Annotated in this window: 15 protein-coding genes and 1 riboswitch (1 of these 16 cut by a window edge); of the genes, 6 read left to right on the top strand and 9 right to left on the bottom strand. The window is 55.3% G+C overall.

Annotated elements, in window-relative coordinates:
* On the top strand, positions 1-262 hold the 3' portion of the coding sequence (locus AABB29_RS07045) for a hypothetical protein (protein ID WP_341367604.1). Its footprint begins 260 nt before the window's first position; the window shows 262 of its 522 coding nt (coding positions 261-522); its start codon lies beyond the left edge, outside the window; it ends in the stop codon at positions 260-262.
* Here the strand turns inward: AABB29_RS07045 and msrQ are convergent.
* From msrQ to msrP, 3 genes are read right to left on the bottom strand one after another with little or no spacing between them, the layout of a single operon-like run.
* On the bottom strand, positions 259-876 hold the full coding sequence (gene msrQ / locus AABB29_RS07040; protein ID WP_341367605.1) for a protein-methionine-sulfoxide reductase heme-binding subunit MsrQ: 618 nt from the start codon (positions 874-876) through the stop codon (positions 259-261). The genes AABB29_RS07045 and msrQ overlap by 4 nt on opposite strands.
* Positions 873-1,376: a hypothetical protein gene (locus tag AABB29_RS07035; RefSeq protein WP_373636843.1), complete on the bottom strand. Its 504-nt coding sequence runs from the start codon at positions 1,374-1,376 to the stop codon at positions 873-875. Before AABB29_RS07035 ends, msrQ begins: the two co-directional genes overlap by 4 nt.
* Before the next feature lie 26 nt (positions 1,377-1,402).
* The gene (gene msrP, locus AABB29_RS07030; RefSeq protein WP_341367607.1) at positions 1,403-2,302 is read right to left on the bottom strand and encodes a protein-methionine-sulfoxide reductase catalytic subunit MsrP; all 900 of its coding nucleotides are present in this window, start codon (positions 2,300-2,302) and stop codon (positions 1,403-1,405) included.
* Between the two features lie 283 nt (positions 2,303-2,585).
* Between msrP and AABB29_RS07025 the strand changes: the two genes are divergently transcribed.
* The gene (locus AABB29_RS07025; protein WP_341367608.1) at positions 2,586-3,059 is read left to right on the top strand and encodes a fasciclin domain-containing protein; all 474 of its coding nucleotides are present in this window, start codon (positions 2,586-2,588) and stop codon (positions 3,057-3,059) included.
* A gap of 48 nt (positions 3,060-3,107) precedes the next feature.
* Here AABB29_RS07025 and AABB29_RS07020 read toward each other — a convergent pair whose 3' ends face one another.
* Together AABB29_RS07020 and clpB are read right to left on the bottom strand one after the other, a co-directional pair.
* Positions 3,108-3,719, bottom strand: a complete 612-nt coding sequence (locus AABB29_RS07020) for a YitT family protein (protein WP_341367609.1) — start codon at positions 3,717-3,719, stop codon at positions 3,108-3,110.
* Positions 3,720-3,907: 188 nt separating this feature from the next.
* A complete protein-coding gene (gene clpB, locus AABB29_RS07015) occupies positions 3,908-6,520 on the bottom strand; it encodes an ATP-dependent chaperone ClpB (RefSeq protein WP_341367610.1) in 2,613 nt (870 codons plus the stop codon).
* A gap of 201 nt (positions 6,521-6,721) precedes the next feature.
* On the opposite strand from clpB, the gene AABB29_RS07010 reads away from it, so the two are divergent.
* Positions 6,722-6,910, top strand: a complete 189-nt coding sequence (locus AABB29_RS07010) for a hypothetical protein (RefSeq protein ID WP_341367611.1) — start codon at positions 6,722-6,724, stop codon at positions 6,908-6,910.
* A 108-nt stretch (positions 6,911-7,018) separates the two neighbouring features.
* Positions 7,019-7,735: an orotidine-5'-phosphate decarboxylase gene (gene pyrF, locus AABB29_RS07005; RefSeq protein ID WP_341367612.1), complete on the top strand. Its 717-nt coding sequence runs from the start codon at positions 7,019-7,021 to the stop codon at positions 7,733-7,735.
* Positions 7,736-7,784: 49 nt separating this feature from the next.
* Here pyrF and AABB29_RS07000 read toward each other — a convergent pair whose 3' ends face one another.
* Genes AABB29_RS07000 through AABB29_RS06990 form a run of 3 tightly spaced genes read right to left on the bottom strand, consistent with a single transcriptional unit; the run spans position 7,785 to position 10,234 of the window.
* The gene (locus AABB29_RS07000) at positions 7,785-8,057 is read right to left on the bottom strand and encodes a hypothetical protein (RefSeq protein WP_341367613.1); all 273 of its coding nucleotides are present in this window, start codon (positions 8,055-8,057) and stop codon (positions 7,785-7,787) included.
* Entirely contained in the window at positions 8,057-8,950 is an 894-nt protein-coding gene (locus tag AABB29_RS06995; protein WP_341367614.1) for an SPFH domain-containing protein, read from the bottom strand. Before AABB29_RS06995 ends, AABB29_RS07000 begins: the two co-directional genes overlap by 1 nt.
* A gap of 42 nt (positions 8,951-8,992) precedes the next feature.
* A complete protein-coding gene (locus AABB29_RS06990; protein WP_341367615.1) occupies positions 8,993-10,234 on the bottom strand; it encodes a D-amino acid dehydrogenase in 1,242 nt (413 codons plus the stop codon).
* Positions 10,235-10,341: 107 nt separating this feature from the next.
* A riboswitch (glycine riboswitch) is annotated at positions 10,342-10,429 on the bottom strand.
* 135 nt (positions 10,430-10,564) lie between these two features.
* On the opposite strand from AABB29_RS06990, the gene AABB29_RS06985 reads away from it, so the two are divergent.
* Positions 10,565-10,969, top strand: a complete 405-nt coding sequence (locus AABB29_RS06985) for a VOC family protein (RefSeq protein WP_341367616.1) — start codon at positions 10,565-10,567, stop codon at positions 10,967-10,969.
* Between the two features lie 19 nt (positions 10,970-10,988).
* Here the strand turns inward: AABB29_RS06985 and AABB29_RS06980 are convergent, their stop codons facing one another.
* Positions 10,989-11,438, bottom strand: coding sequence for an NUDIX hydrolase (locus AABB29_RS06980; RefSeq protein WP_341367617.1), 450 nt, complete (start codon positions 11,436-11,438; stop codon positions 10,989-10,991).
* Between the two features lie 25 nt (positions 11,439-11,463).
* Between AABB29_RS06980 and AABB29_RS06975 the strand changes: the two genes are divergently transcribed.
* Positions 11,464-12,717, top strand: coding sequence for a DNA polymerase IV (locus AABB29_RS06975; protein WP_341367618.1), 1,254 nt, complete (start codon positions 11,464-11,466; stop codon positions 12,715-12,717).
* Positions 12,718-12,720 lie beyond the last annotated feature (3 nt).

Here is a 12,720-nt window from a genome sequence, read left to right as displayed (position 1 = left end):
GGCGCGTAAGCAACTTGAAGGTCTTGGTGCTTACATGAGCGCGCAGTTTGATGGCTGGGGGCTGACACCGGCTGAAAAAGACGTCGCGCTGATGTTGCTCAAAGGGTTTTCGATGAAAGAAATCGCCAATCTGCGCGAGATCACCGACCGCACGGCACGGCAACAGGCGACAACTGTATATAGTAAGGCTGGCCTAAATGGGCGCGCGGCGTTGTCCGCCTATTTTCTCGAAGACTTGCTTTTGCCGCAAACCCAGCCTTAGGCCGCTTGCCGGGCACCTGCCGGTTTAGGTTTGCGCAAACGCGCAATAAGCAGGCCTGCAATAATCACCGCGTAAATGATCGGTTCAATCTGAAAGCCCTTCACCAGCCATAGATAGTGGACCACGGCAAGGATCGCGACGGGATATGTCAACTTGTGCAGGTTGCGCCAAGTGACAGCGCCCAGTTTACGAACGGACCGATTGTTAGAAGTAACCGCCAGCGGGATCATCAGAACAAAAGACGCCATACCAACGGTCACATAAGGACGTTTGACGATCTCAGTCCAAACGGCGTCCAGAGACCGCACATCAAGAATCGCCCAAACGCTGAAATGTGCAAGAACCAGGAAAAAGGCGCTGACCCCAATGGCGCGGCGAAATTTCAACAGGTTCACCCCAGTCCATTTGCGCAGCGGCGTCACCAGAAGGCCCAGCACCAGCAACTTCAATCCCAATTCACCATATCGGCGCTCTAGCGCGTTGATCGGTTCGACCCCAAGACCGCCAGTGATGGCCAGATAAAACAGCCAAACCGTCCAGAGCGCGCAGACTATATATATAGTCCACGCTGGAAGCTTGCTCAGCGCGCCATTGATTGCCTGAGAAAGGGTCATTGGCTCTCCTGCATGCAGCGTAGAACTTCAGCTGCCGGCACGGCCGCAGCTTCATAGAGCGATGCGAAAACCCCTTTTGTCAGGCAATCATCGCTTACTGACCAGCCATCCAGCTCGGTCACTACAAACAAGACCTTTTCATAAGGAACGGCATCGGACTGAACGTCATACAGCGCGAACATCTCGTCACTCCCCCCCATCGCGTCTAGTTGATCACGCAACGGCGCGCTCCAGATCAAACCAGCATTTGCGACGCCCGCCTGACGCCAACTGTCAACAACAACCACAAACACCTCGACGGCCTCAGAACCGTTCGCAGGCTGCACCCAGTCGGCCGACAAAATGCGATCTTCGATGTCTTTTGAGAACGCAAAATACGCAATCTCAACCGTACCAGACCCATCCGTATCCAAGGTCTTGCGTGATGCAGAACTTTGCGCCATCGCGACGCCACCAAGCAGCCCGGTGCAAACACCACACAGCATAAGATTGCGGATCATATGGTTCAGGGGCACGTTCATAGCCTCTAGATATCGACCGAGAGATCCTGGCCTTCATAAAGGCTGGCGACCTCATCTTCGTAACCATTGAACATCAATGTATCGATCCGCGGGGCAAACAGGCCGCCACCGATCCGACGCTCGGTCGCTTGCGACCAGCGGGGGTGATCAACGGTTGGGTTCACATTACTATAGAAACCATATTCGCGGGCATTGGCCTTGTTCCAGCTTGTGGGCGGCTCATCCTCGGTCAAGGTGATACGCACAATCGATTTGATCGATTTGAACCCATATTTCCACGGCACCACCAGACGGATCGGCGCACCGTTTTGGTTGGCAATCGGCTCACCATATATGCCAGTGGCCATAATGGTCAGCGGATGCATAGCCTCATCCAGGCGCAGGCCTTCGACATAAGGGAAATCCAGAACGCGGCGCTGAACGCCGATCATGTTCTCTGGCTGCACGACCGTTTCAAAAGCAACATATTTCGCATTAGACTGCACGCCAGCCTTGTTCAGGATGTCCGCCAGCTCAACCCCGTTCCAGGGGATGACCATCGACCATGCCTCGACACAGCGGAACCGGTAGATGCGGTCTTCGATGCTTAGACCATCCAGCAGGTCGGCCAGGGCGTATTCGCCCGGGTTATCGACCAATCCATCAATAGTGATCGACCAAGGAGAGGTGACCAGCTGATGCGCGTTGCGCGCAGGATCTTCCTTGCCGGTGCCAAATTCATAAAAGTTATTGTAGCTGGTGATTTCTTCCAGCGTGTTGGGATCCAGATCATTGGCTTGCGCCTTACCCGCCAAACCGATGGCGCCTAGGCCGACGGTTCCGGCCAAAATCTGACGACGGTTCAGATATACAGATTTCGGCGTGATATCCGTAGATGTCAGATCATTTGTCCAGCGATATGCCATATGGCGGTTCTCCGTTTAAGCGTTGTCGTCAGTTCATATAGGACAGTTATATTGTAAAGTGTCTCACGATGGCGCCAGATGGTTGAAATGTTCCAAAATTCAGCGGTTCTAATCACGGAATATCACAGATATGTGACTGGAAAATTGAAATCGGTGCGGCTTAGCAACCATGCGACACCGGTCAAGAGCTGTGCACGTGTTTCACGTGATGATCCGCAAAGCAAGCCTCCCGTAGAAAGGGCGATGCTGACGGAAAGCATCCTTTCAAATGGGAGACTTCACTATGCTACGCAGAACTTTCTTTGCACTGACCGCCGCAACCGCAGTTGCAACATCCGCTTTCGCAATGGGTGAAAAGGATATCGTCGACACCGCAGTCGAAGCCGGGACCTTCACAACACTTGTCGCCGCAGCCGAAGCTGCAGGACTGGTCGACACGCTGAAAGGCGACGGTCCGTTCACCGTTTTCGCCCCAACGGATGAGGCCTTTGCCGCACTGCCCGCCGGAACCGTCGAAGGGCTGCTGGAAGATCCAGACGCACTGGCCGCAATTCTGACCTACCACGTTGTGCCGGGCAAGGTCATGTCAACCGATCTGAGCAACGACATGAGCGCAACAACCGTCAATGGTGCCGATGTCACGATCATGACTGAACCAAGTGTCATGGTAGACGGCGCCAATGTTGTTGCCGCCGACATCGAAGCGTCAAACGGCGTGATCCACGTAATCGACTCAGTCATTTTGCCAGCAGGCTAAACCGGCCCTCAGTCGACTTTAGGTCTCGGCGATACACGCCGGGGCCTATCACGTTGCGATATATCGATCACGCCGGTGGTTCACTGCGATGATGACATTCAAAATCATCGCGCCCAAAAGCGAATATAAAACAACTGCGGACTCAAAAAACAAAAACGCGGCACCAAACACGACTGCATCAAAGATCAACTGAACCCAACCGGCCCGGAAACCGGTTGTGTCCTGAATAAGCAGCGCCACAACCCCCAAGCCGCCAAGCGACCCGTTATGCCGAAAAAGCGCAAGCAGGCCGACCCCTGTGATTGCTCCAAATGCAACCGCGCCAAAGGCTGGATGCAGATACGCGATATCGAAACCACGTGGTATCAAATCGGTAAAGACCGACAAAAGCGATACCGAGATCAGTGATTTGATCGTAAAAGCACGGCCCAGACGCCGCCATGCCAAAAGATAGAAGGGCAGATTTATGACAAAGAAAATCGTCCCGAAAGAATAATCGGTCAAATAGGATAGTATGACCGCGACGCCTGCGGTCTGCCCAGTGATAAGACCGACAGTCGTCAGCAGGTGCAAACCAAACCCGGCCATAAATATTCCCAGCGACATCCCTTGTATGTCGTCAAAAAGATCGTGCTGTGTTGTTTTTTCAGATGTTCGCATAGTCGCTTTCTGGAACAACAAAAGGCTAACGACAATGCCAGCGAGGGCATTCGGCGCCGAAAGACTGCAAATTGCCAAAATTGTCGCGTAAACGCTAAAATGAAAATCAGGAATATAATACGGGCGCGTGAATCCTGATCCACACGCCCGTATCACGAACTGTAACAGACTAGCTGCGTACACTTACGCTAATGCACGACCGCATCGTCAGGGCGGGGCCGGTTCGACGCGGAAAGGCGGTCCCCGACAATCAGCCCATCTGCGCCAGCAGAAACGGCGATACTATCGCCATCCATGACATCACCAGCCAAGATCATTTCCGCCAATTGGTCCTGCAACGCGCGTTGGATCACACGTTTCAACGGGCGGGCGCCGAACACAGGGTCATACCCCTCTTCGGCCAGCCATTTCTGGGCGGCCTCGTCCAGATCAAGCTGGATGTTGCGGCCAGCAAGGCGTTTCTCAAGACGTTTCAACTGTATTGTAACAATGCCTGCCATGTCCTCGCGGGCGAGCCGGTCAAAGATCACGGTCTCATCCAGGCGGTTCAGGAACTCTGGCCTGAAATGCGCGCGGACCGCATCCATCACATCACGTTTGGCATCCGCTGCATCGGCCCCTTCTGGCAATTGGCTAAGTGCCTGTGCGCCCAGGTTTGATGTCAAGATGATCAGCGTTTGCTTGAAATCGACCGTGCGGCCTTGGCCATCGGTCAACACACCATCATCCAGAACCTGCAAAAGCACGTTAAAGACATCCGGATGCGCCTTTTCAACCTCATCAAACAGAACAACCTGATAAGGGCGACGGCGGACGGCCTCCGTCAGAACGCCACCTTCGTCATAGCCAACATAACCCGGAGGCGCGCCGATCAGACGGGCAACCGCATGTTTTTCCATGAATTCAGACATGTCGATGCGCACCATCGCGCTGTCATCATCGAACAGATATTCAGCGACCGCTTTGGTCAGTTCGGTCTTACCCACACCGGTTGGCCCAAGGAACAGGAAGGAACCTAACGGCCGGTTTTCATCGTTCAGCCCTGCACGCGCACGGCGGACGGCGTTGGCAACTGACGTCACCGCCGCTTTTTGGCCAATCACCCGCTTGCCAAGCTCCTCTTCCATACGCAGCAGCTTTTCGCGCTCACCCTCCAACATTTTCGATGTTGGGATACCGGTCCAGCGCTCCACCACTTCGGCGATCTGTTCTGGGCGGACGGCCTCTTCGACCATCAGGTCGTCATTTTCTTCGGCCTCTGAAAGTTTGCGTTCAAGGTCAGGAATGACGCCGTAAGACAGCTCACCCGCTTTGGCCAGGTTGCCTTCCCGCTTGGCAATGTCCAAATCAGCGCGGGCACGATCAAGCCGTTCTTTCACCTCGCGGGTGCCTTCCAGCTTATCCCGCTCAGCCTGCCATTTCGCCGTCATTTCAGACGCACGGTCGTTCAAATCAGCCAGCTCTTTTTCAAGACGCTCCAAGCGATCAACGGACGCCTTGTCATCCTCTTTCTTGAGCGCCTCAGCCTCGATCTGCAATTGCAAGATTTGGCGATCAAGCGCGTCAAGCTCTTCTGGTTTGCTGTCGACCTCCATGCGCAGACGGCTAGCGGCTTCATCCATCAGATCAATGGCCTTATCGGGCAAGAAACGATCCGTGATGTAGCGATGCGATAGCGTCGCAGCCGCCACCAAAGCTGCGTCGGCAATACGGACACCGTGATGCAGCTCATACTTCTCCTTGATGCCCCGCAGAATACTAACCGTGTCCGTCACAGTCGGTTCTTCAACCATCAATGGCTGGAACCGACGGGCGAGCGCGGCGTCCTTTTCGACATATTTGCGGTATTCATCCAAGGTGGTCGCACCGACACAATGCAGTTCGCCGCGCGCCAAAGCCGGCTTGATCAGATTTGCAGCATCCATCGCACCATCTGATTTGCCCGCCCCAACAAGGGTGTGCATCTCATCGATGAACATGATGATTTCACCAGCAGCGGTTTCGATCTCTTTCAAAACGGATTTCAGCCGTTCTTCGAATTCACCGCGATATTTGGCGCCTGCAATCAACGCACCCATATCAAGCGACATCAGCTTTTTGTTGCGCAGGCTTTCAGGCACATCGCCATCAACGATTCGTAGGGCCAGCCCCTCTGCAATGGCAGTCTTGCCGACGCCGGGTTCGCCAATCAAAACGGGGTTGTTCTTGGTACGGCGACTAAGAACCTGCATGGCCCGGCGAATTTCCTCGTCCCGACCGATAATCGGGTCGATCTTCCCCTGCTCAGCAGCCTCAGTCAGATCACGGGCATATTTTGCAAGGGCTTCGAAACTGTCTTCAGCTGTGGCGCTATCGGCGGTCCGGCCTTTGCGGATATCATTGATCGCAGCATTCAGGCCTTGGGCCGTCACGCCGCCAGCATCCAACGCATCCTTGGCCTTGGATTTAACAACCGTCAACGCGGTCAAAAGACGTTCGACCGGCACAAAGCGATCACCTGCTTTCTTGGCAATCTTGTCGGCCTCATCGATGACTTTGGCGGTGACATTGTCCAAATATACCTGGGCCGCATCGCCAGTCACTTTGGGCAATTTAGCGAGGGTGGCATCAACAGCCTCAGCCACCGCCTTTGGATCGCCGCCGGTACGGGTGATCAGGTTTGAGGCAAGCCCCTCTTCATCATCCATCAGTGCTTTGAGCAAGTGTTCAGGCGCGAACCGTTGGTGGTTTTCGCGCATAGCGATCGTCTGTGCAGCCTGGATAAAGCCGCGCGACCGCTCAGTGAACTTATCTAAGTTCATGGGTCTCTCCTTTGTTAAGCGCCCAGTGATGCATGCCCGGCTTGGCGGCACATGCTGTGTTGAGCCTCGGATCATAGATGGGAATGCTGGCCGTTGCGTACAAGTGGGCAGGGTATGGATTCCCATACTGGGAAGCCCGGTTCTGTTTTCCCCGCGCAGATCACAATCGGAACGTGCATATAGCGGTTAGGAGGACGGACAATGTCAAACGTGATCAGCAAAGACGCTATTCCCAACCCGCGGATGCGGCTTTTCCCACTCTCTCCAGAGGCCGTGCGACGTCTGCGCGGCATCTCGGAATTCGCCAAGACACCCGAAATCCTGAACCGCCGTCACGACAATACGGCCACTCACGAGAATGATTTGCAGCGCCGTATGATCGGTCAGTAAATCACAAAAGGCGCAGCTGCGGGGGCAAGCTGCGCCTTTTGCATTCCCCTTTGTTGCGCTTGCAGCAGCGAGCCGATAGACCCGCGCCGATCAACAAAGGGGAAAAACATGGCTGATGACCGCCTGATCGTTGCAATGGACGTGCCCAATGTGCTGGACGGGCTGGAACTGGCCAAGACGCTCGGGGACAGTGTCAGCTTCTACAAAATTGGGCTGGGTACGCTGACTGGCGGCGGGCTGGCGCTGGCCAATGAGCTGAAGCAAGAGCATGCAAAACGCATTTTCCTGGATATGAAATTCTTTGATATCGGCGCGACGGTCGAAGCGGCGGTGCGCGGTGTGGCGCAATTCAACCTGGACTTTCTGACTGTACATGGGGACCCGCATGTCGTCCGTGCGGCACGCGAAGGGGCAGGCGGCTCTGATATGAAAATTCTGGCGGTAACGATCCTGACCTCACTGGACCGGGAAGATCTGGACGCATCCTGCATCAGGGCTGGTGACGTGACCGATTTGGTACAAGAACGGGCGGGAACCGCTCTGGCAAACGGGGCCGATGGGGTGATCGCATCTCCGCAAGAGGCCGCGCTGATCCGTGCATTGCCCGAGGCCGATGGCAAACTGATCGTCACACCCGGGGTCAGACCTGTCGGGGCTGATCTAGGTGATCAGAAACGGGTGATGACACCGGCGCAAGCGATTGCAAACGGGGCGGATCACGTCGTTGTCGGACGACCCATTTGGAAGGCTGCGGATCCACGCAAAGCAGCAAATGACATCCTAGCGGAACTGGGCTCGCCACAAGCAAAGACCCCCAACCAATAAGGTTGAGGGTCAAAACATCAGAACGCTAAAGACTTGCCTCGACGGCCCGTCAGTCGTTTACATCGGTTTCCCAGACTTTCACCTGACCTGAACGCAGACCAAAGACCTTGCGCATGACAAGATAGGAAATCAGGGACAAAACCGAAAAGATAACAAGGGTCAGCGCCAATCCTTTGGCCGAGATACCGAACAAGATCAGCAATCCCATAACGCCCGCGCCCAGCGCAAACCCCAGGAAGATATAGCCGGGAAGCAACACTTCAAGTGTTGCGAGGATCAAAGCCCCCGACATCCAAACCCACCATTCTGTCCAGAGTGGCATTATCCTCTCCCTTTCAACATCCCAAATGCATTGGTAAAGGCATCAACGGCATTGGCTGGCAAGACAACTGTCTGGCTGCCATTCCCGTCGCCCAATTTCTGCAGGGCTTCGACCTGTTTCAAAGCAACCTGATACTGGGCAGCTTCAAGACCGTTTTCAGCGATCGCCACGGCCACAACCTGGGTCGCATAAGCTTCGGCATCGGCCAGAATACGGCGGGCTTTCGCGTCCTGCTCGGCGGCATAAAGCTCGGCATCCGATTGCAGCTCAACGGCACGCTTTTGACCTTCCGCTTCGGTAACCTGCGCACGGCGGGCACGTTCTGCATTCAGCTGCTGCAACATCGCTTCACGGGTCGCCTGGTCAAGGTTCACATCAAGGATCTCAGCACGGGTCACTTCGATACCCCAATCATCAACTTGCTCGGCCACTTGGGCACGTACAGCATCAATCAGATTGGCACGGTTGGCCTGTACCTGGTCCAGCTCCATCCGGCCGATTTCAGACCGAACGATCCCTGCGACAGTTGTCGAAATCGCGCCATCAACGTCACGGATCCGGTACACAGTCTTTTCAGGTTCAATGATCCGGTAGAAAACGGATGTTTCGACCTGCAACAACACGTTGTCAGACGTGATGGCATCCTGGGTCATCGAGGGCAGCTGACGCTCGAGAATCGACACTTTGTGGCGGACACGGTCCAGGAACGGCACGATAAAGTTGATGCCGGGCCCAAGCACAGAGCGTAGCCGCCCAAGCCGTTCAACCACATATTTTTCCGACTGCGGTACAATCCGCACGCCGGTAAGAATACAGACGACAATAAAGACAGCGAGCAGCAGAAACAGTATGTTCTGGCCCAGAAATTCAGAAAGCATTTCCTCGATTGGCATAAATCAGTCCCTCTTTTGTTATAAGGGTCAGATAGGTATGTTTCAGGCTAATTTCAATGTATGCAAAGGCATACTGGTTTTCTTGAAGCGACCTGCGACACTATTGCAAACAATCTCTGCCGTCGCCGGGCTAAGGGTCCAACCCAAATGCCCATGTCCGGTGTTGTAGAAAACGCGGTCCGAACGTCCGGCACCCATACGCGGCATCATATTCGGCATCATGGGGCGCAACCCGGCCCAAGGCACAACGCTTTCGGTACTGACGCCGGGGAAGTGGGCTTCACACCAATCGACCAGCGGCTTGACCCGATCAGCGCGGATGTCACGGTTTTCTCCATTGAATTCTGCAGTACCCGCAATGCGGAACCTGTCGCGGCCCAGGCGCGACGTCACGATCTTGGCCTTGTCATCCAACAGAGACACGGTTGGCGCGGCATCCTGCGACGCCGTATCTTTGAGGTTCACAGTGATGGAATAGCCTTTGACCGGATACACATTCACACGGTCGCCCAGCATCTTCGCGAATGACCGCGAGGCAACACCGGCAGATACGACAACGCCGTCAAAACGCTGCGTGGTGCGGCCTTGAACTGTTACAGAGTCAGCGTCGGCCCGAACATTTTCCACCGCGTGACCCATTTCAAACTGAACACCCTGCGCCTGCAGCCAATCAGCCAGGCCAACCGTAAATTTGTGAATATCGCCGGTGCTATCGCTTTCGGTCCAAAAGCCGCCCAGAATATCGCCGCGCAATGTCGGCTCTTTAGCCAGCACCTCTGCCGGGGTCAGCTCGCGGCGGGTCAGACCGCCCTGCTGCAGCAAGCCGGTGACCTTGCGGGCATGGTCCAGATCTTGCTGTGTCTTGTAGAAATGCAGGATGCCGGCGGGCGTAAAATCAAAATCAACACCGGCTTGCTCAGCCATCTCGGCCAAACCCGCCCGGGCCGTCACAGCCAGGCGGGCTGTCTCAATCGTGTTGGCCTTGTAGCGCGGGATATTCCCAAGAAACTCGGCCATCCAGCTGATCTTGTGCCAACCGGGGCGTGGATTTACCGAAAGCGGCGCATCATTCTGCAACATCCACCGGATGCCTTTCAGAACGGTCGACCATTGGTTCCACACTTCAGCATTTGACGCGCTCAACTGGCCGCCATTGGCAAAACTGGTCTCCATCGCAGCATAACGTTGACGGTCAAAAACCGTCACTTCAAAGCCGCGTTTATGAAGCGAATAAGCAGTGGTGACACCAGTGATTCCAGCGCCAAGAACAGCAATATGAGGCATGGCAAAGCTCCGACCATCTGCCCCCGCCGTCTGCTGTACCTGAGAGATTCACCCAGCTCTGGGCTTGCTCCTTCGGCGGACCATTGAAGGCCTCTCTTCGGCGTTTTGCACCCCAACCGGTCCATTTGCCTGAGAGTGACCGGGGCGGTTGCTCCTTCGGCGGCGGACTGAACCGAACTCTCCCGGTCAGCGCGTTTCCTATACGAAACTTCTACGCGATTTATCTATCAAAGCAATTGAAAAATGTTGAAGATGCCGTGTGATCACTTCCATTTTCAACATTCGTGACCAAGACCCAACAATCTGGTCGAAAAATAAGCAGGATATGAAATGCCCGAACAGGTTCCATCACCTTTCAAAGCCATTCAACGCGTCGATTACACTGTGATCTTTGTGCGCGATATGGCCGCTATGAAGGGGTTTTACGAAAATATCATGCAGTTCACTGTGACACGTACGTTGTCGGCCGACTGGATTGAATATCAGTTAGGGCCTAATACGCTCGTTTTATCGCGGCCTGGGCGGACCGCGACCGACCCACCTGTCCCTGCTCAGACCGCTGCGCTACAGCTTGCGTTTAAGGTCGGTGCTGAACAGGTCGATGCCTGCGCGGCAGAATTGGAAAAGAAGGGCGTTACCATCATGTCGGGCCCAACCGATCATGCATTTGGACACAGAACGGTTTTCTTCCGCGACCCAGACGGGAACTTGCTGGAAATCTACGCCGAAATCTAAATGCGGGGCGCCCAAATTTCTAGAAATTTGGGGGTGCGGGCAAGCCACCCGTTTCTTTAATCCAAAGGGCCAAGCGATCCGGGTAATAATGCAAGACATCAGGCAAAGCGATAAACGCGTCATATGTGAACAGCGCCCAGCGCTGGCCTTCATCGCCAAAAACGATATCTGCCGCTGCCGCCGCGGGCATTTGCGCCACAAAGAACGCATTCCAGGTGGTCGGAACGCTGGCCGAGGAAAAAGCACGTTCCCATAACACGGCCTCGGCGGGGATGATCAGCCCGAGCTCTTCCTGGACTTCGCGGGCCATGGTTTCAAACGGGCTTTCGCCCCGCTCACGGCCGCCACCGGGTAAATCCCATCGGTTTGGATGCGGAATATGCGGCAGGTCATCGCGCAAAATGCTCACCAGCTGATCCCCAAGGAACAAGGCAACTTTTGCCCCATTATGAGGTGGCGTTGTATCCATATCAGCCGCCCCTTATCATAGAACCATGCCTGCCCTTTGCCGCGATTGCCTGACGACATTCGACAGCGACACCCGCTGTCCGGCCTGCCGCAGTCCGCGCGTGACGCGGCACCCAGAACTATTTGATCTTACCATCGCCCATATGGATTGCGATGCATTTTATGCGAGCGTTGAAAAGCGGGACAATCCCGATCTGGCCGACAAACCGCTGATCATCGGTGGCGGAAGACGGGGTGTGGTATCAACCGCCTGCTATATCGCCAGGATCAAGGGGGTGAAATCGGCGATGCCCATGTTCAAGGCCCTGAAACTCTGCCCCGAGGCAGTCGTTCTGCGGCCCCGGTTTGACGCTTATACCGAAGCGTCCCGGGCGATCCGGGCGATGATGGACGAACTGACGCCCGTGGTCGAACCCCTGTCCCTGGATGAGGCATTCATGGATCTCAGCGGCACCGCCCGGCTGCACCATGCGCCGCCTGCGGTCATGCTTGCCCGGCTGGTCAAGCGCATGAAGGATGAATTGGGGCTGACCGGCTCTATCGGTTTGTCACACAATAAATTTCTGGCCAAAGTCGCCTCTGACCTGGACAAACCACGCGGATTTTCCGTGATTGGCAAGGAAGAAACCACCGCTTTCCTGCGGCCCAAATCAGTTCGGCTGATCTGGGGCATCGGACCCGCAGCACAAACCAGCCTGAATAATGCGGGTATTCATACATTCGATGATCTGTTGCGCTGGGATCGGCGGGACCTGCATGATCGGTTCGGCGGGATGGGCGAACGACTGTATTCACTTGCGCGCGGTGAAGATGGACGCAAGATCAGTGCCCGCAACCCGGTCAAAAGCCTGTCGAACGAAACAACATTTAGCGAAGACACCGGTAATGACGATATCCTTGATGGGCATATCTGGCGTATGGCCGAAAAGGTCAGTGCGCGCGCCAAAGCCAAGGATAAAGCGGGGCGCGTTGTGACGCTCAAACTGAAGACGCATAATTTCAAGGGAATCACAAAGCGGCAAAGCCTGCATCACCCGACTCAAATCGCAGATACGATCTACCGGACCGCGCGTGGCCTTTTCGATCAAGTCGGTGATCGGGGGCCCTACCGGCTGCTCGGGGTGGGCCTGTCCGAGATCACATCCGCCGAGACCGCCGACCGCGAAGGTGATCTTCTGGACCCCGATGCTGGCCGACGTATCGACGCAGAAAAAGCCGCTGACGCCATCCGCGAAAAATTCGGCGCCGACGCGATCATCAAGGGACGCGCGCTGCGATAGAGC

This window comes from Yoonia sp. BS5-3 (genome assembly GCF_038069655.2).
Taxonomy (GTDB): Bacteria; Pseudomonadota; Alphaproteobacteria; order Rhodobacterales; family Rhodobacteraceae; genus Yoonia; species Yoonia phaeophyticola.
The sequence above is the reverse complement of the archived record's forward strand: the minus strand, read 5'-3'. Positions and strand labels throughout refer to the sequence as shown.